This window comes from Devosia sp. SL43, from assembly GCF_021729885.1.
Taxonomy (GTDB): domain Bacteria; phylum Pseudomonadota; class Alphaproteobacteria; order Rhizobiales; family Devosiaceae; genus Devosia.
Genome location: NZ_CP063401.1, coordinates 20,762 through 44,168, shown reverse-complemented (window position 1 = coordinate 44,168; position 23,407 = coordinate 20,762). Strand labels below are relative to the sequence as shown.

Sequence of the window (23,407 nt, the reverse complement as noted above, 5' to 3'; positions counted from 1 at the left end):
AGGTCCGGGGCGTCAAACCATTGCTCTCGTCAGAGTTCGCTGGGTTTAGGAGCGTTCTCCACGTTCACGGACAATCCGCTGGACGAGATAAGCCTTGTCATGGTCCGTCATCAGCTCTTCCCACGATACCGGCCAAATCTCTTCCGCCAACAGGCCTTCAGTAAGCGCTTGGTCGAGGTCCGCACGATTGGAGTCCGGCGCTACTTCGAGTAGGCCGTTAAGCGCGTCGTCAACACGTTTATGGAAGTCCAGGTCGGGGATGTAGGTGATTGCCATCAAGCTGCCTCCCCTTCCACCGCCCGCGCCTCACGAAGGCACCGGTCGAACTCGTCATGCGCAAGCGCTACATCCGCCACCATGCCGTGCAGGGTATCGAGCAGCATCTGAAGCTCCCAAGCAGGCTCATCGCTTCCCCTGATGTTGTCGAGGATGTCCGGCATGACTGCGGTGAAGTTCTCGACTTCGCCAACGCCGCCGAAGAGATCCTTGACCGGGATAGTCTGCTTTACCTTTCCGGTGCGCCCGCGAACGATGGCATCGCCATCTGCGAACTTGTTGAAGAGCTGCTTCTCCGAAAGCGTTGCCGGAGTTTCGATGGACATGGTAATGTCCTTTCTGGGCATAGCCCCATTTGAGTGAGGCAGGTTAGCGCCTGCCGTCGCGCGCCGCCGGGGTGGGTTTCGATTGCAACCCGTGCCCACCTCGGCAGAATTTTCAGTGTCCAATGGACTTGATCGAGACGCGCGTGTCCTTGGACAGCCGCGATTTCAACTCGCTCAGTGCCAGGATTTCAACACGAGCAGCCTCTGCCTTCGGTGTGTCGCCATGGGCGTTCTTGATCAGCTCAGTAACTCGGGCATCAATTGACCAGAGTTTGTATGTGTGGATCATGAGCGACAGCTCGGTAGCGGCATCGATGAACGCGCCAAGCATGCGCTCGGCCCTTCCAAGCGACCCCCGGTCCTCTTCTCCCGTTTCAGGATCAAAATGGGGATCGCTGTCATCTTCGAAATTGTCCAGGTGAATGCCTACACTCCCTAAGCTTTCGAGCATGATAGACCAGCTACCCTGCGCGTGGCCTGCCTTAGCGAAATAGTCGGCGAAGGCGCCATCTTGTTTTACGAAGCTGGAAAACGGTTCCCTCATGTAGCTATCGAGTTCTGCTAAGGTGGCCTGTTTCATTCGAGCGCGATGTTCACGTGCTCGCTCTGCAACGCTCTTTGCCATGATCGCCTCGTCACTGTTACCGTTACTACAGATATAACGGTAACAGAGGCGCCTGTCAAGCGGCCCCTTCAGCTGCCTCTCGCATCAGATCGCGCAACACAGTTTCAGGCCAGATGCCGCCCACCTCGCCAAGCGCTTCAGCAAAGCAATGGGGCTCAAGCTGGCCGGTGACCGGATCGGGTTTGACGTGGGTTAGCGCCGCGAGAAGCGCCTCATAGGTCGTGATGGTCAGGTAATGGTCTTGCACTTGGTGCCCCTGTTGATTTGCACCGGCAGAATCCCACGAGGCAGGAATCTTCGTCAAGATAAATGTTGTGCTAAGCCATTGATATTAAATAAGTAAATGCATACTTATCTTCTCCTTCCGGTCGGAAAAGCGGGCAAAAAAACCCTTCCCGCCTTTGCTCAGTGGGAAGGGTCTCCGACACAGGCCAGCATAAGGAGCATGCTGCCTGATTTAGTTATAGCGTTGCACGTCGCGGAGTGCAGACGATTTAGACACGAGGCGACACTCGCCGCTGCGCGGCTCCCTGCGCGGCCTTCGGCCTTGCCAGCTCGCTTCGCTCGCTACCGTTGACGATCGCTACTCCGGAGAGGTTACCTGCTTGCCTGCTTATCATTCCCTCATCCAGAGAATGACTTATTCCCCCCTAGGTCAGACAGCTAAGAAAAGCCCATGCGTATGGGCTAGCTGTCTGACCTAGGGGGATTGTTTCGATCTCATCCGTCGAATGTGGTGAAGAGCAAAGGCTTGTTAGGCCAGCAGGCGGTATCCATTGACCTGCATTAGCTCCGTAATCCTGCACTGCTGCAATACGGTCGACCGGGTGTCACCCGGTCACAACGCCAACGGACTTTCCTTCAATCCTATCGGCGGCCCACGGCGTTTCATGCAAGCAATTCCCGCCGTGGTCATTATGGAGCTTTTTCTAGGCGCTATGCCCTAGAACGGCCTCTCACGGGATCGCCCCGTGCCTTTCCGTGTTCGCCCACTGGCGGGCTCATCGCTCCGGTCATTCGTCCCGGTGTGCGGTTCTTAGTCTGGTGCCAGTATGCTCCTCACCGGGTTAACGGCCCGGTTCGGCCTGTGTCAGCTTCGTTATAGCGGCGCTTCGGACGCGCTGCGTTCGATTAGTCCCGCAAGCTCACGAGCGATAGATGGCGCAAGCGTGCGCTCTTTGCCTGTCCCACCAGCGATCTTGATAGAAGTGCCCCTGCGGCTGATGCCGACTAAATGCGACCCACTAAGTGCCTGGGCAAGCTCAGTGACGGCAGCGGGTATACCCTTGGCCTTAGTGGTCGAGAACCAGCGCAGGCTGGTTGCGAAGGCCTTGGCGAGGTCCAGAGGCATAGTGCGCTGGAACTCGCCAAAGTCTACGACAACGGTATCGCCGACGCGGCTAACGTCGATGGTGGGGATAGCTGCAGGCACTCTGCCCTGTTCAACTGCCCACCCAAAGAGCAAGCCAACGGCGTCGGCAACCGACACGTTGTGGGTAGCCGCAATCTGCCTGAGCTGAGCCTCGCGTTCATCTGGCACTACGATGTGTTTTGGCATGAGCCATCCTCTAATTAACTAGAAGGCATTATACTTGTTAATAAGAAGCTTTGCAAGCAGTCCTACGGCGTGCCAAATGCTTGAACCAGCGTGGCGCTGATCTGCCATCGTCCCGCTGGCGCAGTCACAGACCATTCCTTGCACGTCCACAGCACCGGCACGGCATCGCCATGCGGCTGGTAGAGGAAACTCTGTGTCCCGCCCTTGCCTACAAAGAAGTCATCAATGGCATCCTTCTGCGCAAGCGTGAGCGCATCCCAAGTCAGGCTCACCGACCTACGGATATGGTTGAGCCCGTCCGGAGTGGGCTGGCTATAGCCGTCACCGAATCCGGCCTCCAATAGCTTGAGAGCTCGCTTGTGCTGGGTGCCGGGCGATGGCGCGAGGGGCGGGTTGAATACAGGTGCGGTCATCTGCGGCTCTTGGTGTTGAGGATGTTGCCCGGGCGAAGGGATACGGCAATCTCGCGGGCAGCGATGCCGCGCATGGTATGCTCCATCTGCTTCGCCACCTGTGCGGCCAAATCGGCATTGGCTTCCGGGGTGCCACCCGATGCATTGACCGTCACCGGCGCGTTGATCGTCACCGAAAGCGCGTTGTCGTTTGCAGCTGACCGATTGTCATTGGCCGCGCGGATCGTCGGAGCGTCACCGACAAGTCCACCAGTGGCGAAGGCCGCGACCTTGCCGTCATTGATGGCATGCAACAGGTCGAGATTACGGCGGGTCGCCGTGGCTTTGACTACAAACTCGCCATCGCTAAGGCGGGCCGGAATGCTGTCGCTCGTGCCGGTGCCAGGCCCACGGATGAGACCGCCCGTTGCGGCCTGCACAACACCGCCACCTGCAAAGCCAAAGAGCCCACCCAATCCACCGGTGGCGCCATTCATGAGACTGGCGAACAGCGCATTGATGGCAGTGTCGAGCGCCATATCGAGCAACCTGTCGCCAAGGCGCTGGAATGCATTGGCCAGCGCGGTCGCGCCGTCGACACCATTGCGCAGATCGCCAAGCAGCCCACCAAGGAAGTCCTTGGCCATGCCCTTCGCGCCGTCCATGGCGGACTGCAACTGTTCCAACGCAGCGCCTTCGGTTTCGATCGCAAGGACCAGTTGCCTGATAGATTGGCGTTGTTCATCGGTCGCGGTCGCGCCAGCCTTGCGAAGCTCGCTGTCAATGCGGCGCTCGACTTCCGACTGGCCCATCAGGGCCAGCTCTTCACGCAATGCCGCAATGACATCATCAATCGCGCTCGCCTGGCTCTGGCTGCTGGCGACACTCGCACCGCCGCCCGTGGATGCCGGCGCGGCGACTGGCTGGGGGAACGCGGTCGTGAACCCATCCCAGCCTGGCGCCACGCCAGGCATGTCGATGGCCGGCGCTTGGATCTTCGGCGGCTTCCGGCTCTCAAGGATTTCGAGGATCTGGCGCTCTTCATCGGCAATCTGTTGCAGCCTGGCGCGCGCATCGTTGATGCGGCTCTCCGCAATCATCGGATTGACGTTGCCGGACTGCTGCTGATCCCGCTGGATCGTCAGAATGTCGTTTTCGATGTTCAGGCGTTCAAGACCAAAATCGCGCATAGACTGGTCCAGGGACTGGCTGGTGCGCTGCTCAAAGGCCCACCACTGCTGAACGAAGTTGTAGAGCTGCCAGCCGGCGTTTGCGATGGCACCCTGTAGGCTGGTCGCGACCGTGTTCGCCGCGCTGGCAATGGCTGCGTCAAGTTCCTGCGCACGGGCGATCAACTGCTCATCGAACACCTGGCCCGACTGGCGGGCCTGTTCGATGATGCGCTTGATGCCGGCTTCGCCATCGTCCAGCAAGCGGATCATGCGCTCGCCGTCGCCGCCGAACAGCTCTTCGAAAATGCGAATCTGGGCAGCGCTGTCGAGCTGCTGAACCTTGCCGATGATCTCGGACAACAGCGCCGAAGGGTCTTTGAGTTTCCGGCCAAGGTCATCGACGGTGAAGCCGATGCGGGCGAAGGCTTCCGCTGCCGAACCGGACTGGCCACCGCTGGTGATCCACTCATCGGCGCGCAACTGAAGCTCACGCATTGCGGCGCTCAGATCGTTCACCTCAAGACGGTTGGCACGCGCGACGGCACCTAGTTCCTGAAACGCGGTGACGTTCATGCCTGCCTGCTGAGCCTTGTCGCCAACATCGGCAATGGCATGGGCAACATCGGCAAACTTGCCGGCCAAGCCAGCCAGCCCACCCGCCATCAGCCCACCGACAAAGCCTACGGCCATGGTTTTGCCGATAGTGCCAACGCGAGTGGCGAGCCCGCCGAAGTGATCCTCAATGCGCTTGGTGGCGCGCTGGGCACGGCGCTCAGCATCGTCACTGTTGCGCCCGATGATTGCGGGCACCTTCTTCCAATCGCGCTCAAGCTTGGCCAAGCGCGCTTCAACTGAGATGAAAAGCTGTTCTTCGTTCACGATGGTTCCTTTCCTAGAACATCAGGAAGCCACCGGGACGGGCTTCGGCGTCGTCGTAAATTGAGTGGTTGTCGTTCGCGGCTTCAGCGCGCGAGACCGCGATGGCAGCGGCAATGGCACCGTCTATGCGATCGGTTGCCTTGGCCTTCTTCATCAGCGTTTTGTCATCTGAGCCGGTGACGGCCCTGACGTTGTCGAGATGCGCGCGAAGGATCGGGTGGCCATCGTGGCGAATGCGCTCACCGTTCACGACGCGCTCAAGGTCGGCGGCTGCCTTCGCCATCAGCACGCGGGTTTGGTCGTATTTGAATGCGGGGATGCCATCCTCGACCAGGTGGTGAAGCAGGGTATCGGCCATGTTCGGATCAACGGCGACTTCGACCACGTTGTCATTGTCCGCGACGATGTCTCGGATTTCGGCTTCGATCTGCGCCGGCTCAATAACAAAGCCTGGCACCGTGCGTAGGAAACCTTCATCGCGCCAGCGAACATAAGGAGCTTGATCGCGGTCGGCGCGCTTCTGAAGGTTCTCATCGGGCAGGTAGAAGATGGGCCGGACGGTGATTGTCCCATCACCATGGCGCCAGGCCACGACGATTGCCGTGAGGTCGCCGCTACGGGACAGATCAACGCCGATGTAGCAGGGCAAATCGGCTAGCTCAGCAAAGTCGATTTCCCGCTGGCCCTTGTCATAGACCGACATGTCAAAGAGCGGCGACTGAGAATAGTTCAGCCACATATTGAGGTGTTCGTTCTTGAAAGTGTCGCGCACGGTCGGGCTGTGCTCAGCCTCAATTACCGCGCGGCGGAAGCTCTCAATATCTGGCCAGCCATACTCAATGCCAGGATTGGCGCGACGCCATACCTCTTCGCTCCGCCAGTCTGCATCTAGCGGGGTCTCAAGCAACACGGGGAGGATGTGCGGTGCGTCTACTTCGCCGCTGGCAACACGTCGCGCGTAATCGAACTCTTCAAAGGCGATATTTCCCTGCCCACGTCCGGCCTGCGAAATGATCAGCTTGAGGGTGTTAGGGCGCTTCCGAAGGCCACTGGATATGGTGTTGTATAGCTTCGGATCATTCCAAACATGCAACTCATCGATAAGCGCAAAGGTGGGTGTGAGGCCGTAAGACGTCTTGGCATCGGCAGAGATGGCCTTCAGCTTTGAGTGGGTCGCCGGATAGCGAATTTCGTGCTTGGAATCTCGCACCACAAGGCGGCGCTTTACTCGGGGCGTCATACTGACAATCCCCGCCGCCTCATCGAATGCAATTCGGGCTTGCTCACGGTTGTAGGCAGCAAGCAAGACTTCGGCCTTACCTGGCGCTTCCGAGCTGTAAAACTCCAACAATGCGCAGATCGCGCCAAGCGACGTTTTGCGCGCTCCCCTTGGCATCATGACGCGCACGTCCGTGTATTGCCGCGAGCCATCCGGCTTCCGCGTGCCCCAAACCTTTCGGATGAAGCGCTCTTGGAACCGGACCATTTCAAAAGCCTGGCCGGCCAGAACCGATGCCGGGTGCCGATGCGCGCGCACGAAATTCACCGCCCGCTGGCCATGGCCAAGTGGGTCGGGAATTTCACTGTCGTCAAAGAGCCAGTGCGGATACGGGTCAGCCATCGCCGAAAATGGCGCTGTCATCGCCGTCACCGTCATCGCGCACGGCAGGCCGTGAGCTGCTAACCGGCGTCAGGCCAAGTTCAGCCGCGCAAAGGCGCTGTGTGGTCTGCGCTGCGTTCATGATCCCAAAGGCCGGGTGCCGCTTGCCCGATGCCGTCACCAGCCCCTCAACCGTCAAGGTCTGGTGGGCCTGGCGCATCGTGCTTGTCGATATGCAGTAGCTTTCCAGCGTCCCCAGATCGGCTTCGGTGAGCGTTTTCCGCTCCGTCATGATGGCCGCGATCTTGCGCCATTCTGCCTTCGCATCCTTAGCCAGGTAGGTCGGCGGGCGCGGCACAACGGTAACGACGCTGCTACCGATGACTAGCGAGGCTGGCTTACGTCCCCTCACTTGACCACCTCGCACGTCAGTTCCATCACGCGCCGGCCAAGCTCGGCGAGATTGGTGATCTCGTAGGCTTGCCCGCGATGGATTACGCGGTCGTCGGGGGTGAGCCCGTGGAAGTGCCGGATGCGGAACAGCAGCGATGACTTTGCCGCCTCGCCATAGGCCATGGCAGCGTCAGCAAGCGAATGCGTAACCAGCTCAGCACGGGTCGTGGCAAAGTCAGCCCAGGTGGTCGTGACGGTTCCCGCTGCGCTCACCGTTTCGGTGGCACGCTGCAGGGTGATGGTATGCGCCAGGCGTCCGGCGCGCATCATACGAAACCGCCCATCAGCGCGCGAAGGCTAACGACACCGTGCCCACTACCGGATGGGTCCGTCATGTAGATGCTGCGATCGGTGCGAAGGCCATTGGTAAGGTCGAAGCCTGGCACCGCCAAAGCCTCAAAGAGCGCCTTGCTTATGGCACCGCCAACAATCTTTGCGGCCTCTAGGGTTTCGCCCCAAATGTGCAGGTCCAGATAGACGGTCGAGTTACGGTAAGACCCGTAATGACCGGCTACCTCGACCTGCGCATCTCCCAAGATGACACTTGGGAAGGCGCCGGGCCGGGTGTCGCCGTCGCGGATGTTTGGTGGCTCCACCAGCTCCATTACATGCGGCGAGGCGATGAGCCGGCCACGGATGGCCGTCTGCAAAGCTAGGCTGGGTTCGGTCATAGCTTACTCCGATAGTTTCGCACCGCCCTGCGGGCAGCGCGGTTCAGGCGGTTATTGATGCGGGTGCGCAGCACGCGAACGGGTGGCCAGAAGAATGGCTGGGCCGGCGCGTCGGCAGTGCCGTATTCGACAAGGTGCGGATACCGGACGGCGTGGTTGCCGACCGTCACGATGGCCTCAAGCTCATGGGCCGTGGTCGAGCCGCCCGGCTGGCTGTAAGCCGGCGTCGTGCCGCCCGGCATCGTCACTTCAATGCTGTCGATTAGGTCGCCGGTATCGCGCGATGACTCCGCCAACTGGCGTTGCAGCGCCGCGATTTCCTCGGCGGACTTGATGACGGCGGGCTGAATTTCCTCACGGATGGCGAGCGGAATGCCTTCAAGGCGCGCCATAAGGCGTTGAATTTGGGGAGAATAGCCCATCAAAACACCCACTTCCGGTGGGGTGAAATCAAGTCCCAGAAGCCCAGAGGCAGCTCACTGGCGTTGATCCCGACAAGAACGGCTTCGCGGTTCTCGTAGAAATGGGCGGCAAGCATAAGCACGGCACGGCGAAGTCCACCGGGCAGCTCATCATAGGAAAGCTGGGCCTCTGCGCCGATCGCACGGCCAGTGTGGTCTAGGGCGTCCCCAACCATGCCGGTGAGTAGATCGTCGTCGGCTTCATTGGTATCGATGATGTTGAGCTGGGCTTTGAGGTCGAGAAGTGCGGTCACTGTGAAAACTCTATTTCGGTTGTGGCTTGCGTCGTGGACCGCCCGCCGGTCCCCTGAGAGGGGGATAAGTTCAGACCCACCCCCGGTTGCTGATCCCAGCGAACGCCGGACTTGAGGCGCGGGGTCGTCACTGCCTGTTCGAAGGACATGCCGTGCTTCATGCGGTATCGCAGGGCCGTTTCTGTGCAGCCGCACATCACTGCCCACTCAAGCAGCGGCAAGCTCTTGCCATCCATTGAGTAAAGCTTGGCGCTGCTCCTACGAATGACGATGCGGTCATCATCATCGACTGGTGGTTCGACGATGACTGGCTTAGGCCGGCCAACCTGCCGTTGGGCTACAAGCGCATAGGCGCGCTGGCGGGCAGCACGGCAGTCGGCCTCGAACTCAAGCCGGTCGATCTCGCGGGCTTCCTCTGGCGTCATGGTTGCACCGGCCTGCGCTCTTCGCGCTGCTTGGTGCTGTTGTGATGGTTAGCACAGAGGGGTTGCCAGTTGGACCGGTCCCAGAAGAGCCGATCATCACCCTTGTGCGGGATGATGTGGTCAACGTGGGTGGCGTGCGCATTGCAACCGGGATGGTTGCAATGGGGATGGGCAAGCAGGTAGGCAGCGCGGGCCTTGCGCCACTCATGGTTGTAGCCACGATCCCGCGACGATGGGCGCCGACGATCATGGCGGGCCTTCCGGGCGCGGTCGCTGGTGACCTGGCAAGCACAGCGCTCACCAGAGGGGACGATCTTGCCGCAACTGCATAGGCGGGGTGGTGCAAAGGGCATGGCTAGAGCTTGCCCTTAAGTGTAGCCAGCCCATTGCGGTCGAATGCTGGGTCGTGCCCTAGCTCTTCGATCTGCTGAAGCCGTTCCGGAGTGTAGTGGTCGGCGCTCTGGTCGGGTTTCTGTTCGACCAGCACGCCAGTCCTGATGAGGTGAGCGGTCTGCCCGTTGTATGCGGCGATAATCTCGGCGGGTGTCGCGTTCCATGCTGCTTCCGGTGTCCAGCCCAACGCGCCCGTCGCGATGCCGAAGAGCTGGGCAAAGGCCCGCTCAGGGTCGACGGGCTTACCCGGTGCTGGCTCAGACGGCGTGGCGTCGTCGGGGTCGATACCCGCAACAGCCAGGACGAATTCTGCCAGCGGCCCGGTGAGCCGATTGCGGACAGTGCCAAGGCCAAGCGCTGCGATCTCTGCCAGCAACAGGCTGGGCTTGATTGCGGCTTCCTTGAGCACATCCAGGATGATGGTGATGCTGAAGCCCTGCACGGCAGCAAGCAGGCTGGTGAGCCCGTGCCGCCGAACAAGGCGCATGCTGGCGCGGAGAGACGGGCGAAGCTCGAAAGCCTCGCCTGCCAGCTCGACAAAGATGCCGTCCGCGCCAAGCTTCATGATTTAGCTGGTTGCCATCTTCAGCTTGCGGAAGGCGTCGGGCCGAACAACACCAGCACCAACGCGGCGACGGGCATGGAAACGGGTCTGGCCTTCGGTGGCGAGAATGAAGGGGTTGGACAGAATAGCGAGGTCCACCCGGTCATAGATGCGATAGCCGGCTTTGAAGTCGCCATAGGCAATCGGGAAGGCGTTGGCAGCAACGTCAGGCATATCGAGCATCTCGATCACCGGACGGCCAAGGATGCTTTCCGGCTGGCCCGCCTGATAGGACGGCTGCCAGAGGTAGTTGCCCTGTCCGTCTTTCAGGGTGCGCAGGGTGGCGAGGGTGGTGCCATTCATTGCCCACGTCCCGCGATTACGGAACGCGCCGGGCAGGCTGTAGAGCATCTTGATAAGTGCGTCGGCAGACAGGACGGTAGCATGACCGTTCACGTGAGCGGCAATGCCAACATCAGCCATGAAGCCTTTAACTTCAGCTGCGGCAGTGCCGTTTACGAAAGCGGTCCCTTCCTTCTTTGCAAAGTCCTCGGCCAATGCAAGGCGGACTTCACGCTCTGCGACTTCGGCAGAGTCTTCCACCATCCAATTGGAAAGGTCCACGAAAGTGGTCAGCTCTTTGACCGGGATTTCCATCTGGTCGAAAGCAGGCTGAGAAGCTTCCGTAGTGACCGCTTCGCCGGTCCATTTTGCGTTGGTGATACCCGTGCGCTTGGGCAGCACGATCGTGTGCGAATTGATCGTCCGAACGTCTGCGATGGCGCGAACCGGCGACCACTCCACAAGATTGCGGATGAACTCGTCCGAGACTTCCTTGGGGGCCAGCACGTAGTTCGGCGCGTCGTTGGCAACGGTGAGCGCCTTGCGTTCAAGACTGCCGGCATCCTTGCTACCGGTGCGCAGGTAGTTGCCGAACGCGATGGTAGTTTCAGCCGGGCCGTCGCCATTGTCATTGGCAGCGACGGGGCGGTTGGCCTTGGCCTCAACCTTGTCCAGGCGGGCGGTCAGCTTGGCGATATTGTCGTTTGCTGCCTTCAGCTCAAGCTGCGCAGTTTCGTCGATAGTCTCGGGGTCCATACGGGTTTCCTGATTGATGGATTTGACAGAGGTGATCCGCGCGCCGGGATGAACCGGGCGGCGACAAAGAGAGATTTCGGTGACGGTGAGGGAGTTGAACTTGCGCCCGCCCGTGGGCAGCTTGTCGAAGCCATCGGACTTGAAGCCGATCGATAGGCCGGTAACTCGACCGTTACGCATGAGGTCGCGGGCAGCGCGTGCCGGGGCAATGCCTTCAACAAACAAGCGGCCCTTTACCTCAAGGCCGGCGTCGGTCTCAGAAGCACTTTCCCAGATGCCAACTACCTGTTTCTGGTCATGCTCCATGACGATCGGCAGTGCGGGCGGGAGCGAGAACGCCCCCTTTTCGATGATGTCACCAACGCTGTCGGCAGAACCAAAAGGCCATGCCAGCCCGGTGATGGTGCCAGCATCATCGATGCTGACTTCGGCTTTGATTTCGAGCTTTTCCATCAGGCTTTCGGCTCCTGATAGTCGTCGTGCTTTTCGAGACGCATGATCTGGCGCGCTTCGAATTCATCGATCACGCCAGCCTTCACTAGCCGTGCCAAATTGCTCACCACCCGCGTGGGCACGTTGAGCGTTTCGATTGCATTCCTGATCTGGCGATCATTCATGAACGGCACCACCGTTGATGGCTGCCGACAGATCGCCGGTTGCAGCGGCTTCCCGAACTGCATTGCGAGCGGCGCGCGCCGTGCGGCGCTCAACTTCCGCTTTTTCAGCATCGGTCGCTTCGCGGAAAACCGGCTCCGGGCCAGACCAAAGATCGGTGAGAATGTCGAGCGCCAGCAAATGCAGCTCACCCAAGGGATAGGCGGCGACATATCCCCTAACGAGCGCAAGAGCCTCTTGTGGATGCGTGCCTCCGCCGACCAGACCAAGCCGGACAGTGTTGGTCATCTCGGCAAACGAGAGGCGGCGAATGTCATCGATCATGGCACCAATGGCCTTGCCGGTAACACGTTCAAGCTCATTAAGAATCGGCTCTGACGCCAGCGAGAATTCTCGCTGGCTGTCACCGAAGAATGCTTTGTGCATCAGGCGGCGTCTTTCTCGATGTCGGGTGGATTGTCGTTTGCGGCCGGCGTCGGTGTGCCGGGTGTGATGTGGGGATTGCTCAACTCATCGCCGCCTGGCAGCGCCGGCATGTTGAGGCCAGCGCGAACTTCGTTTGGCGTCATGGCGCGCATGCTGACCATCTTGCCGTAGATATCCGTGCGCTCAGTGGGGTTCACCGACATAAGGTCGGCGGTGATGAATTCGAAGAAGCGCTCACGGCGTTCCTCTGGCGTCAGCAACACGCGGGCATAGGCCCAGCGCCACTGGTCGAGCCATGGCTTAAGGCTGTAGTTGAGGAAGTGCTGGTCCATCTGGGCCGTATTGGACCAGGTGCCTCGCGTGAGGTCATAGAGCATGGTCGGCGGCACGTTGAACGCGCGGGCGATCTCTTCAACTTGGTTTCGGCGCTGGGCAAGAAACTCGCTATCCACGCTGCTGAACGTGAGCGGCTGAAATTCCATCCCATCTTCGAGCAATGCCGTGCCACCGCTGGCGTCACCGGATTGGCTGGCCTGCCAACTGGCCTTCAGACGGGTAGCGGCTTCATCAAGCAGCTTGCCGGGATGCTTCAGGATGCCGGAAGGGCGCGACGTGTTTTTGAAGATCGCTGCGGCCTTGCGCTCCATGTCGATCGCCAGAGCGATGGCGTTGCGAGCTTGGTTGATCGGGGCGCCGTCATCGTGCCTGATGTGTAGGATGTCCCAGAAAGCATGGCGCTTCCGGTTCTGGCCCTTACCAACAAGGTAGTAGGGCTCAGTCTCATCGAGCTTCAGCTCGACCGTTAGTGGGTCCAAGCGGTGGAACTCGGCAACATTGCCAGAGCCGCCACGCACAGCCAGGGCGAAACCACCGTTGTCGTGCAACAGCGCATCGCGGGTGAGTTGGGTCCTAAGCTGGGCGGCGCTGGTCCAAGGAGTGGCTTCGTCGTGCGCAAGGGTAAAGGCAGGGTGGGCCGGATCGGCTTCCTTGCCCTTGCCGTTGCGCACGTAGAGCTTCGCCGGGAGCGAGCCCACGGCATTCGAAACGAGCCGGACAGCCAGCGCGACAGCCGGCACCTGCATTGCCGACTTCGGATTTACTGAAATGTTCGAATAGGTCGGCTGCCCGCCAAAGTGCCACGATGCCAGCGGGTCGGTGAGCACTACCGGCTGAGGGGTAGGGTCGGCCTTACGGAAAAAGTTAGAAAGGATAGACAAGCGCTGTAGCTCACGGTAAATCGTGAGAGGACAATAGTCCTAAATAGGAAAATATTCAAGGGTTTTCAGCTGACCATTGTGCAAGCCCGTCGCGCCAGGACTGATCCTCTGTAGAAAGGAAGGCTGACAGCTCCTCTAACCCCTGAGTGAGCTTCCACCACTCCGAGTAGTTCATTCGATCCTTGAGCTTATCGGAAGCCCCCTCTAGCAAGCCGTCGATCTCAGTTACCGTGCGCAACAGCCCACCGAAAACTTCCGGGTTAAGTGCGATTTCAACCCTAGTATTTGCTGTCGCGCCTATAAACCAGCGCAGCCGACTGCTCAGCTTTTTGCCGTAATTGACCAAGGCCGCTAGTTCATTCGACGTGCTACCTGCCGTGACTACCAATGGTAGCATGCCTCTTGAATTGTTATCCTGAATTTGAATGGTCGGCCTTGCAATTACAGTAGACAGCGCCGCCTCGGATTGCTCCAATGCGATGGTAAATAGCCCCGCAATCCGCGCGTCTATCGACGCTTGTTCGTCTCTTATTCGGCTTACCCGAAGTATCGAGGTTTGTTCTTCAACGAATTTTACGTTTTTGCGGGTCTCAATTACTTGCTCCTGCATAGCAAGTCTTTGAGCCTCCACTTCAGCACGGGTCAATTCGTATTCTTTACGGGTGAGCTCAAGCTCCTGCCTCTGGGCCCGCAGCTCACTACTCTGCATGATCACCGCCGCCACAAGCCAAACGAATGCAACCGGCGAGAACAGCCCGGCTAATAGGTCGCCGATCTCATTTGAGCTTCGACAAGAGAGGGCAGAAACTGACCTGCCGTCAATTAAGGGACAGGGCATAGACGCTTGGAGCATTGCGGAGGCGATGAATGCCCATGCAACGGTCAGGCCGGCGGCTAACAAAACGATCCAGTTCTTACCCAGCCAAGCCAGTGCGCCCATTCTATGCCTCCCCTGCGACAGTTGGGGCTGGGAGTTAAACCACGTCAAGCACCAAGCACGGAAACTTCCACGTCTGGATCATCTCGTAGCGTGCGCGGCAGCCTTTTGACCACCGCATTCTAGATTGAGCTCCACCCTATTCAGCGCGTCGCTCATCGCCTCAATCATCGTAACATGCACGTCACCGATGTAGATGGCACCTACCGACTGATCTTTATGACCGGTGATGAGGTCTGAGATGTCCCGGTTGGTGCCATGCCGGGCCAGCGCAGTCTTGAGGGTATTGCGGAAGCTATGGAAAACTTTGCGGCTATCGACAATGCCCACCTCAGCCTTGTAGGTGCGCAGGAACCAGCGGTTGATTTTGTCCTCGGGCTCCCAATCCCAGAACAGATTGACCTTCCCGCGCTTTTTGAGCCGGTCCACATAGTCGAGAAGGCCCAGTTCGATCAGCCGGTTATGGAGTGGCACCAGCCGCTTGGAATGGATGTTCTTGGTGGCCTCGACCAGATCGAACACCCACACACCCTGCTCTTGGTAGTTGTCGGCGAGCTTGATGCGTCGAACCTCGCTAGATGACCGCGCGCCGGTATACAGCGCTACAAGTAAAGCCCATTGCCGAGTCTCATACTTCGCCGGATCAGCAAAGAGCGGGCTGCCGAACAAGCGCTTGAGATCATCTGCGCTATAGCCCACGCGGCTGGGCTCTTTGTAACCCTTGCCCAGATCGACCTTGATGCCACGCGCCGGGTTGTATTCCAGATAGCCGTTCTTAGTTGCCCAGCCCAGAATGGTGCTGATGTGCGACAGCCACTTCTCATTGATGGTGCTGGCGTTCAGCGTTGGAAAGGGCTTCGCCAGCTTCTTGTTAGCCGCGATGGCCTTCGGAAGGATCATGCCGGGCAGCCGCTTGGTGTAGTTGGCGGGCGTATCCATCAACGCATTCTTGTAGTTGCGCATATCGCCAGTTGTGATTGACCTGGCGACGATCCCCTGCCCTAGAAATTCCTCCAGCATCCGAACCGCGACCTTGTGTTCGGCCATCGTGCGTTCAGCCAGGCCGCTACCGGCCACACTGCGTTCACGATGAAACAGCGCCAGCAACTCCGCTACCGTCTCGCCTTCCTGTTGGGCGACGCGTGGCTTGGCCGGCGCGGAATCAGCGGGCGCCTCTGGTTGCAATAGCGGGCTAGTGGGCGGGGTGAGGGCCACCTTGCCACTATCGCGCTCCTCCTGCCTCGCCATGGCCTCAAGCTGGGCTTCCGCCAGGGCCTTTAGCAGATCAGCGCGCGGCAAGCTCTTGTCGGCAGCGCCCACGGCAAGGACGGCATCGGCAGCGTCGCCCATGACAGCCTCTGCCTCATCATCAGGCAAGGCACCTGCAACTAGCAACCGAAGCAGCATGGCACGTTGCGACGCGGTCATTTTGCGCAGTGTGGCCACCCCGCCATTGCCACGTTCGCGGTCGTCGGCGGCAAGCTCGGCGGCGTAAAGGTGCTTGGCCGCGCTGCCTAGAGTTGGGGTTGCAGCAGCCAACTGTGCCTTGGCCTCATCTATGCGACGGTAAAATCTCGCTACAACTTCAGGTGCGGCGCGTTCGGCAGCTTTGCGATCGGTGCCTAGCCATTCGCGAAGCTCTGAGCCGGGATCGCCAGCAAATACGATTCCCCGCAGGCCGGCAGGCACCCCTACCCTCACGGCGAACCGACCCTTGATTTCGTGAAGATGCTTGACCTTGGCCATATGATTTTGTCACCAATTTTGTCACCAGATTTGGGACTGAAACCCCTGCAATGCAAGGACTTTTTGGTAAATCAAAGGCTTAAGGGTAAGGTGGCGGAGAGGATGGGATTCGAACCCACGAGACCCTTTTGAGATCTGCGCCCTTAGCAGGGGCGTGCCTTCGGCCACTCGGCCACCTCTCCGTCAAGGGCTGGATACCGGGCGGGGTGAGGCATGGCAAGCGGTTTTTGGCCCGGATCGTGGCGACAGCACAACAGGCGCCGCTGGTTGGCCGGTAGCAGTGCCGACGCATGGCGATTTGCTTTGTTCTCGCCAGAATGGCGCACTAAATCTGTCTCACAACGTGTCGATAATCGAATCGCGGCGGAGGATGGATTTCGTGCGTGAAGCAATTCGTAGTTGGCGTGCCTTTAGACTTTCGGCGACGCTCGTCCTTCTTGCAGGCAACATTGCCGTGAGGGCGCAGGACATTGCCGTAGCGCCGCCAGACCCTATCGAGGGCATCTGGCAGACACTGCTGCTGTCGGAGGTGACGATCGCGCCGTGTGAAGCGGGTTTCTGCGGCACGCTGAGCAAGATCATCGTGCCGACCGAAGGCCTGACCGAGGAAGAAATTGCCGCGGCCAATGCCATGCCGGTGGAAAGCTTCACCGATATGCGCAACCCCGACGAGAGCCTGCGCAGCCGGCCGATGCTGGGGCTGCAAATCCTGACGCTGCGCTATGGCGACAAACCGGGCATCTATGACGGCGAGATCTACAATCCGCAGGATGGCAACACCTATTCCGGCTATGTGGAGATGGTGACTGCCGACCAGCTTAAGCTCAATGGCTGCGTGTTGTATAACATCATCTGCCAGGGCCAGGACTGGGTCCGGGTGATCCCCGAACCTGTGCCTGTGCAGTAGGCTCAGCGCTGGTTGAACATGATCTTCTGGGCTTCCTTGTCGGTGGCCAGATTGTTGACGTGGGTGTCCTTGCCCCAGTTCAGGCCACGTTCGACGGCCGGCCGGGCGTTGAGACGGTCGATCCAGGCGCCAAAGTTCGGCATCTCGGTCTTGGAGATGCCATAGCGCTCCCAGCCCTGGGCCCAGCCGATGCTGGCAATGTCGGCGATGGAATATTCGCCAGTGATGAAATCCTTGCCTTCGAGCTGCTTGTCGAGAACGCGGAACAGGCGATGGGTCTCGTCGGTGTAACGCTTCTGGGCGTAGGGAATTTTCTCGGGCGCGTAGACGTTAAAGTGGTTGTTCTGCCCGAGCATCGGGCCGAAGCCGCCGACCTGCCAGAACAGCCATTCATCGACCTTGACCTGCTGGCGCGGGTCGGCGGGATAGAACTGGCCGAACTTCAGACCGAGATATTTGAGGATGGCGCCCGATTCGAAGATCGAGATCGGCTCGCCGCCTGGGCCTTCGGGATCGACGATGGCAGGGATCTTGTTATTGGGCGAGATGGCCAGGAACTCTGGCGTGAACTGTTCGCCCTTGCCGATATCGATGCGGTGGTAGTTCCACGGCACGCCAAGCTCTTCGAGCAGGATGTGGATCTTCTGGCCGTTCGGGGTGGGCAGAGAATAGGCCTCGATGGGCTTGGTCTGGGTGGTCATCGCCGGATCCTGATATCGTTGAGGTGAGTTACCTATATCGGCGTTTTACGATGAAGGGCAAGGCAACATTATGGTGCCCTGCCCTCGAGGCTCAGTCACGGTGCAGCACCATCTGCGGATGGCCGTTGCCGCGCAAAGCCGACGAGATGCCGTGGATGTCGATGGTCGCGACAACGCGATGGCGATAGGCCGCGAACATGAAGGTCGGGGTGACGTTGACAGGGGTGTCGAACAGCACAGTCACGGTGTAGTGCTGCATGTCGCCCAGCAACTGGACGCCGATCAGCATGCCCTTGAAGGGCTGTTCGAGGTAGAGGCCCTTGACCCGCTGTCCGACCTGGAATGGCACGGCAACACGATCGGGCAAAGCGGCACGGGCGGTGTTCCAATCGCGGAAGCCATGCGCCCTGGCGACAGCTTCGAGCGCTGCGCCGTGCGACAGGGTTTCGCCCGCCTTGGCGCGCGCTTCGCGCATGGCTTTGGCTTCGGATTTGAGGGTTTGGGCCGACTGGATATCGAGTGAAAACGACATGACTTTGGTCTCTCATTTGCATGAGGCGACTGTTCCATGGGAGCTCGCATTGCCATGACGCGCCTCGCAAAAGATGAACCGAAGTTCGTTCTGCTCGGAGACTGGACTTCACCATCGGACTTGCGTCCGGCGAGCGGCAGGTGCCAGCGACCTGCGGTGGATATGATCTCCAGGCGCGGTTTTGTCAATTGCAGGGCTGGTGCGCATTCGCGGCGGTGATGGCGCCGATCAGCGGAATGTGTTGGGCGAGGACGCTCGCTCGGCGTATGGGGAGCGATCTCAGGATGGATTCCGGGCGTCGCCTGTACTCGGGCGCGAAGCGTCCCGGGGGCCGGAATGACATCAGGCTTGGGGACGCATGAATGCTTGAGGCGTTGTTTTTGCTCGTGGCAGGCCTGATCGGCGGGGCGCTCAATTCGCTGGCCGGCGGTGGATCGTTCATCGTGTTTCCGGCGCTGCTGTTTGTCGGCGTGCCGCCGGTCATCGCCAATGCGTCCAACACCTATGCCGCCATGCCGGGCTATGTCAGCGGCGCGGTTGGCTATTGGCATGCCATGGCCGGGCACAAGGACAAGCTGGTGCTCTATGGCGTGGTGGCGGCGGTGTTCGGCTATATCGGCGCGGAACTGCTGCTGGTGGTGTCCGACGAGCAGTTTTCGCTGGTGGTGCCGTGGCTGATGCTGTTCGCGGTGCTGCTGTTTGCCTTCGGCAACCAGATCAACGCATTCGTGGCGGCGCAGGGTGGCGGGCGGCGCGGAATGAAGACGCTGGGGACGACGCTGCTGTTGGCGTTTCTGGCTGGGGTCTGCATCTATGGCGGATTCTTCAATGCGGGCCTGGGGATATTGCTGCTGGCGTTCCTCGCGACGGCTGGGATGAGCGACATCCATGCGATGAACGGGCTCAAGCTCTATGTGTCGAGCATCGTGGCGATCGTGGCGGTGGCGCGGTTTGCGCTGAGCGGCTCGATCGACTGGTACCACGGCTCCATCGCGCTGGTCGGCGTGGTGACCGGGGGCTATGTGGCGGCAAGGAATGCGCATCGGATACCGTCGCGGTGGATCCGCGTGGCCGTGATTATCTATGGGGTTTTCATGACCGGGTATTTCTTTTGGGGGGCTTATTTGTAGTCCGTGCCACGCCTCGTGGTTCGAGGCTCGCGAAGGGCTCGCACCTCACCATGAGGCTACTGGGACACCGCGCTAGGCTCCCGCTGACACACCGCACCAACAACAGCCCTCATGGTGAGGTGCGCTTCTTCAGCGCCTCGAACCACGAGGGCGTGGCACCATGTTCAATCCGCCTTCCTGATCCACACCGCGCAATCGTGGAACACGGTGCCGCCGAAGGGTGGAGCGGGCGTGGCATTGGTGAGGGTGTTGATGCCTTTGCCGTGGCGGTGGGATTTGTTCTTGTGCAGGCCTTCGGCGATGAGAACGCCTGATGGCAGACCCGTGCGGATGCGGGCCGTCAAATCGACATTGCCGCGACGGTTTCCGACGGTGACGAATTCGCCATCGGCAATGCCCAAGCGGGTGGCATCGTCGGGGTGGATGAAGACAGAGGGGACGCCTTCGCGTTTCTGGCTGCCGGGGGTTTCGTTGAAGCTCGAGTTAAGGAAACCACGGGCCGGGCTGGTGGCGAGGCGGAATGGGTGGGTGTCGTCGGTGGCTTCGGTGATGGCCCAATGGTCGGCGAAGCGTGGCATGTCGGCCGGGTCGCAGGTCCACTGGTAGCCCTTCTTGTCTGCCACATCCTGCCAGTTTGGCGCGAAGCGGAAGCGCTTGTCGGGCCAGGTGAAGCCATTGGCGAAGCGGGCGACGTCATCGGGGCGTTCGCGGTCGATGAAGCCGGTCTTTTCGACTTCGGCGAGGGCAGGATAGTTGGAGCGGCGGAAGGTTTCGGCGATGACCTCGCGGTCTGAGGTGTGGAAGCTCGCGTCGTCGAGACTCAGGCGCAGGGCGAGCGCGTTGATGACCTCGTGGTTGGACCAGGTTTCGCCGGGACGGTCGATGACGGCAGGGCCGAGCAGAACGCGGGTATGCCCGCCGCGGGTGTAGTAGTCGTTGTGCTCGAGGAACATGGTGGCCGGCAGGACGATATCGGCGAATTCGGCCGTTTCGGTCATGAACTGTTCGTGGACGACGAGGAACAGGTCGTCGCGGGCAAAGCCAGCATGGGTCAAAGTCTGGTCGGGGGCAACGGCCGCGGGGTTGGTGTTCTGGACGATCATGGCCTTGACCGGTCCGCCGCCCTTGAGGGCCCTGGCGTCGCCTGACAGGATCGGGCCGATCTCGGACATGTCGAGCCAGCGCGGATCGCCCTTTTGCAGGTGGGGGCCTTCGATGGCGGATTTGTTGAGCTGCCAGGTGCCGGAATTGGAATGGAGGGCACCGCCGCCACGATACTGCCAGGCGCCAGTCATGGCCGGAATGCAGAGGGCGGCATGCATGGCTGTGGCGCCATTGCGCTGGCGGGTGAAGCCATAGCCGAGGCGGAAATAGGAGCGTGGCGTGGTGCCGACGAGATGGGCGAAGGCGGTGATCTGCTCGCTGGTGAGGCCGGTGATCTCGGCGGCCCATTCAGGCGTTTTGGTCGCGAGATGGGCTTCGAAATCGGGGCCGAAGTCCGTGTACTTTGCCATATAGGCGCGGTCGGCGAGATTGTCGCGCAGCAGTACGTGCATGACTGACACAGCCAGGGCGCCATCGGTGCCGGGGCGGAGGACGAGGCCCATATCGGCCTGGGCCATGGTGGCGGTTTCGTAGATGTCGATGACGACGACCTTGGCTTTGCGCTCCTTTTTGGCGCGCATGGCGTGGGTCATGACATTGACCTGGGTATGCACGGCATTGGTGCCCCAGATGACGACGCAGTCGCTCTCGGCCATCTGCTCGGAATTGACGCCACCGAGCATGCCGGTGCCGGCGATGTAGCCGGGCCAGGAGGTGCCTGTGCATATGGTGTCGTATTGGCGGGAATAGCCCTTGGCGGCGCGCAGACGGTCGATGCCGTCGCGATGCACGTGGCCCATGGTGCCGGCATAGTAGTAGGGCCAGATGGATTCAGGCCCGTGTTCGGCCTCGATCTGGCTGAAGCGGGCGGCGATTTCGTCGAGGGCTTCGTCCCAGGTGATCCGGGTGAACTGGCCGCTGCCCTTGGGGCCGCTGCGCCGCAGCGGATGCAGCAGGCGCTCGGGGTGGTGGATGCGCTCGGCGTAGCGGGCGACCTTTTCGCAGATGACGCCAGCGGTATAGGGATCGTCCTTGGCGCCGCGGACCCGACCGATGGTGTTGCTATCGATGATGTCGACGTCGAGCGCGCAAGCTGAGGGGCAATCATGCGGGCAGACCGAGCGGGCGGTGCGGAGGACGACGGACTGGTTCATGCGCCGAAAGTACCGGAGCGTCAGCCCAGCCTCAATGTGATTGTTGTGATAGGTCCGATCACGTCGGGTGATCGAACCCTGTCAATCAGAGCGTGGCGAACGCCTTGGTGCTGGTCTCGGCATTGCGCCGGGCGCGGTTGGTCGCGTGGATAGCCAGCTGAGCCGAGCCGGAGTGGAACTGGGAGAAGGTCACCGTCTGTGCGTCGTGGGTGGCGATGGTGATGCCGCGCCAATTGGGACGGACGGAGCGGACGTCGGACCAGGCGAGCTTGGTCTCGCGGCCGAAGGCGGTCTTGTGTTCGAGCAGCGTGTTGTTCCAGCGAACCTTGGTGAAGAGACCGCCCAGGCCGATGCCAAGGGCCCCTGCCCCGAGCAGCAATGAGGCGATGAAGGTCGCGACCATCTGGGTAGCTTCGACATGCTTGCTGCCGCCGATGAAGATGATGGCCGCCATCAGCACCACGGCCAACGCTGCGGCTCCGTAGCAGGCGAAATATTCCACCATCGAGGGGCGCAATTCGTTCCAGCCATCGACGCTGACGCCCTCTTCGCCCTGCATCAGACGCAGCGCCAGGAAGGCGGCATAACCAAAGGCGACGACACCGGCGGCGCGGGCGAGCGGCAGGCTCGCGGTGAAAGGAATGTATTTGAGGACGATCAGGGAAACGATCACGAACAGTGGCACAGCCACTTCCTGCCAGCGCAAGGGCACTATTGCTCTCCAAGACGATGTTGGGGGCCGGTGACGCGGACGGCATTCTCTACAAGGCGAATCTAGCAAGACCTGCCGAATTGACCATTGACAATTTCGGGAAGCGGCGATGCGAGACGGAACCACGGCTTTTTTACCACAGTGGTTCGTTCACAAACTGAATCAGGACATTGGCAGGAAGAGTCGAACTACCGATGTAAGCCATTCAAAATACTGGATTATTTCTCGATTTCAGAAACTGACGCCGGCGACGCGGGCTGGATGCATAACGGTGCGACGTGAGCGATCGATCGCGGTAGATCGGTGGGACGGTCCAGAAAAACCGTTGCAATTGAAGCGGCCCGATAAAGGTCTCGCAATCTTGACCATGACGGCTTCGACCTCAATATAGCAAAATGAAAGTCCGGCGACGGACGACCAGGCCCTATCGACAAGCGGGAGGCTTAGCCGATGGACGTGTTTGCGAGCGAGACTGCACCCTTTGCAGTGGCCCTTGGGCTGACGCTTGCAATCCTGGTGCTGGAACTGGCGGGGCTGATTTTCGGGGCGCAGCCATCGGCGATGGTCGACAATGCGCTGCCCGATTTCGATGCCGATGTTCCCGAGGTGGAACTGGGGCCGCTCAGCTCGATGCTGACCTGGTTGAGCTTCGGCAAGCTCCCGGCCCTCGTGGTCATCATCCTGCTGACGGCCAGCTTTGGCGCTATCGGCTTTGTCGGGCAGGATGTACTGCGCCGCACCATCGGCTTCGCGCTCGATCCGTGGATCGCCAGCGTGCCGGCGGCAATCGGTTCGTTGTTCGTGACGCGGCATGCCGGAATGGCGCTGGCACGGATCATGCCCAAGGAAGAGACCGAGGCGGTGAGCACCAAGGCCTTTGTGGGCCGGGTGGCGACGGTGTTTCGTGGCGTGGCCAGCTCCGGACATCCTGCTGAAGCAAAACTCACCGACATTCATGGCAAGGCGCATTACGTGCTGATCGAGCCCGACGAGGGCGAAGTCAGCATGCCCGAGGGTTCGGAGGTGGTGATCATCCGGCAGGAGGGCCCGGTCTACCGCGCCATCACCAAGCTCAAGCCTGTCGATGCCAAGACTTGAC

28 protein-coding genes and 1 tRNA gene are annotated in these 23,407 nt (G+C 60.4%); 3 read left to right on the top strand and 26 right to left on the bottom strand.

The window, feature by feature from the left end:
* Nucleotides 1-45: 45 nt before the first annotated feature.
* From IM737_RS00245 to IM737_RS00135, 22 genes are all read right to left on the bottom strand, one after another.
* Nucleotides 46-276, bottom strand: coding sequence for a hypothetical protein (locus tag IM737_RS00245; protein ID WP_236897398.1), 231 nt, complete (start codon nt 274-276; stop codon nt 46-48).
* Nucleotides 276-602 (bottom strand): hypothetical protein, encoded by a 327-nt coding sequence (locus IM737_RS00240; protein WP_236897397.1) that lies wholly within the window; start codon nt 600-602, stop codon nt 276-278. Before IM737_RS00240 ends, IM737_RS00245 begins: the two co-directional genes overlap by 1 nt.
* Before the next feature lie 112 nt (nt 603-714).
* Complete coding sequence (locus IM737_RS00235) at nt 715-1,227, bottom strand: hypothetical protein (RefSeq protein ID WP_236897395.1); 513 nt, start codon at nt 1,225-1,227, stop codon at nt 715-717.
* Between the two features lie 55 nt (nt 1,228-1,282).
* Entirely contained in the window at nt 1,283-1,474 is a 192-nt protein-coding gene (locus IM737_RS00230) for a hypothetical protein (protein WP_236897393.1), read from the bottom strand.
* Between the two features lie 852 nt (nt 1,475-2,326).
* The gene (locus tag IM737_RS00225; protein WP_236897392.1) at nt 2,327-2,785 is read right to left on the bottom strand and encodes a hypothetical protein; all 459 of its coding nucleotides are present in this window, start codon (nt 2,783-2,785) and stop codon (nt 2,327-2,329) included.
* A gap of 62 nt (nt 2,786-2,847) precedes the next feature.
* Nucleotides 2,848-3,198: a phage tail protein gene (locus IM737_RS00220; RefSeq protein WP_236897390.1), complete on the bottom strand. Its 351-nt coding sequence runs from the start codon at nt 3,196-3,198 to the stop codon at nt 2,848-2,850.
* Nucleotides 3,195-5,228, bottom strand: a complete 2,034-nt coding sequence (locus IM737_RS00215; protein WP_236897388.1) for a phage tail tape measure protein — start codon at nt 5,226-5,228, stop codon at nt 3,195-3,197. Before IM737_RS00215 ends, IM737_RS00220 begins: the two co-directional genes overlap by 4 nt.
* 13 nt (nt 5,229-5,241) lie before the next feature.
* Nucleotides 5,242-6,870 carry a terminase large subunit gene (locus IM737_RS00210; protein WP_236897386.1) on the bottom strand — a complete coding sequence of 543 codons (1,629 nt, stop codon included), beginning with the start codon at nt 6,868-6,870 and terminating at the stop codon, nt 5,242-5,244.
* Nucleotides 6,842-7,240: a phage terminase small subunit P27 family gene (locus IM737_RS00205; RefSeq protein ID WP_236897384.1), complete on the bottom strand. Its 399-nt coding sequence runs from the start codon at nt 7,238-7,240 to the stop codon at nt 6,842-6,844. Before IM737_RS00205 ends, IM737_RS00210 begins: the two co-directional genes overlap by 29 nt.
* Nucleotides 7,237-7,551 (bottom strand): phage head closure protein, encoded by a 315-nt coding sequence (locus IM737_RS00200; RefSeq protein WP_236897382.1) that lies wholly within the window; start codon nt 7,549-7,551, stop codon nt 7,237-7,239. Before IM737_RS00200 ends, IM737_RS00205 begins: the two co-directional genes overlap by 4 nt.
* Complete coding sequence (locus IM737_RS00195; protein ID WP_236897380.1) at nt 7,548-7,952, bottom strand: DUF3168 domain-containing protein; 405 nt, start codon at nt 7,950-7,952, stop codon at nt 7,548-7,550. Before IM737_RS00195 ends, IM737_RS00200 begins: the two co-directional genes overlap by 4 nt.
* A complete protein-coding gene (locus tag IM737_RS00190; RefSeq protein WP_236897378.1) occupies nt 7,949-8,374 on the bottom strand; it encodes an HK97 gp10 family phage protein in 426 nt (141 codons plus the stop codon). The genes IM737_RS00195 and IM737_RS00190 overlap by 4 nt, the downstream gene beginning before the upstream one ends.
* Entirely contained in the window at nt 8,374-8,667 is a 294-nt protein-coding gene (locus IM737_RS00185; protein WP_236897376.1) for a head-tail connector protein, read from the bottom strand. The genes IM737_RS00190 and IM737_RS00185 overlap by 1 nt, the downstream gene beginning before the upstream one ends.
* Nucleotides 8,664-9,092 (bottom strand): hypothetical protein, encoded by a 429-nt coding sequence (locus tag IM737_RS00180; RefSeq protein WP_236897373.1) that lies wholly within the window; start codon nt 9,090-9,092, stop codon nt 8,664-8,666. The genes IM737_RS00185 and IM737_RS00180 overlap by 4 nt, the downstream gene beginning before the upstream one ends.
* A 355-nt stretch (nt 9,093-9,447) precedes the next feature.
* Nucleotides 9,448-10,050, bottom strand: a complete 603-nt coding sequence (locus IM737_RS00170; protein ID WP_236897368.1) for a phage tail assembly chaperone — start codon at nt 10,048-10,050, stop codon at nt 9,448-9,450.
* Nucleotides 10,051-10,053: 3 nt separating this feature from the next.
* On the bottom strand, nt 10,054-11,580 hold the full coding sequence (locus IM737_RS00165; RefSeq protein ID WP_236897366.1) for a phage major capsid protein: 1,527 nt from the start codon (nt 11,578-11,580) through the stop codon (nt 10,054-10,056).
* Entirely contained in the window at nt 11,580-11,744 is a 165-nt protein-coding gene (locus tag IM737_RS00160) for a hypothetical protein (protein ID WP_236897364.1), read from the bottom strand. The genes IM737_RS00165 and IM737_RS00160 overlap by 1 nt, the downstream gene beginning before the upstream one ends.
* Nucleotides 11,737-12,168 carry a GTA-gp10 family protein gene (locus IM737_RS00155; protein WP_236897362.1) on the bottom strand — a complete coding sequence of 144 codons (432 nt, stop codon included), beginning with the start codon at nt 12,166-12,168 and terminating at the stop codon, nt 11,737-11,739. Before IM737_RS00155 ends, IM737_RS00160 begins: the two co-directional genes overlap by 8 nt.
* Entirely contained in the window at nt 12,168-13,385 is a 1,218-nt protein-coding gene (locus tag IM737_RS00150; protein ID WP_236897360.1) for a phage portal protein, read from the bottom strand. The genes IM737_RS00155 and IM737_RS00150 overlap by 1 nt, the downstream gene beginning before the upstream one ends.
* A 55-nt stretch (nt 13,386-13,440) precedes the next feature.
* Nucleotides 13,441-14,325, bottom strand: a complete 885-nt coding sequence (locus IM737_RS00145; RefSeq protein ID WP_236897358.1) for a CCDC90 family protein — start codon at nt 14,323-14,325, stop codon at nt 13,441-13,443.
* A gap of 78 nt (nt 14,326-14,403) precedes the next feature.
* Nucleotides 14,404-16,068, bottom strand: coding sequence for a site-specific integrase (locus IM737_RS00140; RefSeq protein WP_236897356.1), 1,665 nt, complete (start codon nt 16,066-16,068; stop codon nt 14,404-14,406).
* 91 nt (nt 16,069-16,159) lie between these two features.
* Nucleotides 16,160-16,250: transfer RNA gene (locus tag IM737_RS00135), tRNA-Ser, on the bottom strand.
* A gap of 197 nt (nt 16,251-16,447) precedes the next feature.
* Between IM737_RS00135 and IM737_RS00130 the strand changes: the two genes are divergently transcribed.
* On the top strand, nt 16,448-16,975 hold the full coding sequence (locus IM737_RS00130) for a DUF2147 domain-containing protein (RefSeq protein WP_236897354.1): 528 nt from the start codon (nt 16,448-16,450) through the stop codon (nt 16,973-16,975).
* Nucleotides 16,976-16,977: 2 nt separating this feature from the next.
* Here IM737_RS00130 and IM737_RS00125 read toward each other — a convergent pair whose 3' ends face one another.
* Nucleotides 16,978-17,676 (bottom strand): glutathione S-transferase family protein, encoded by a 699-nt coding sequence (locus IM737_RS00125; protein WP_236897352.1) that lies wholly within the window; start codon nt 17,674-17,676, stop codon nt 16,978-16,980.
* A 91-nt stretch (nt 17,677-17,767) separates the two neighbouring features.
* A complete protein-coding gene (locus IM737_RS00120) occupies nt 17,768-18,208 on the bottom strand; it encodes a glyoxalase superfamily protein (RefSeq protein ID WP_236897350.1) in 441 nt (146 codons plus the stop codon).
* A 362-nt stretch (nt 18,209-18,570) separates the two neighbouring features.
* Here IM737_RS00120 and IM737_RS00115 point away from each other — a divergent pair, with 362 nt between their 5' ends.
* Nucleotides 18,571-19,338: a sulfite exporter TauE/SafE family protein gene (locus IM737_RS00115; RefSeq protein WP_236897348.1), complete on the top strand. Its 768-nt coding sequence runs from the start codon at nt 18,571-18,573 to the stop codon at nt 19,336-19,338.
* Between the two features lie 164 nt (nt 19,339-19,502).
* Here the strand turns inward: IM737_RS00115 and IM737_RS00110 are convergent, their stop codons facing one another.
* Nucleotides 19,503-21,596, bottom strand: a complete 2,094-nt coding sequence (locus IM737_RS00110; protein ID WP_236897346.1) for a molybdopterin-containing oxidoreductase family protein — start codon at nt 21,594-21,596, stop codon at nt 19,503-19,505.
* An 85-nt stretch (nt 21,597-21,681) separates the two neighbouring features.
* Entirely contained in the window at nt 21,682-22,308 is a 627-nt protein-coding gene (locus IM737_RS00105) for a hypothetical protein (RefSeq protein WP_236897344.1), read from the bottom strand.
* A gap of 450 nt (nt 22,309-22,758) precedes the next feature.
* On the opposite strand from IM737_RS00105, the gene IM737_RS00100 reads away from it, so the two are divergent.
* On the top strand, nt 22,759-23,406 hold the full coding sequence (locus IM737_RS00100) for a YqiJ family protein (RefSeq protein ID WP_236897342.1): 648 nt from the start codon (nt 22,759-22,761) through the stop codon (nt 23,404-23,406).
* Nucleotide 23,407 lies beyond the last annotated feature (1 nt).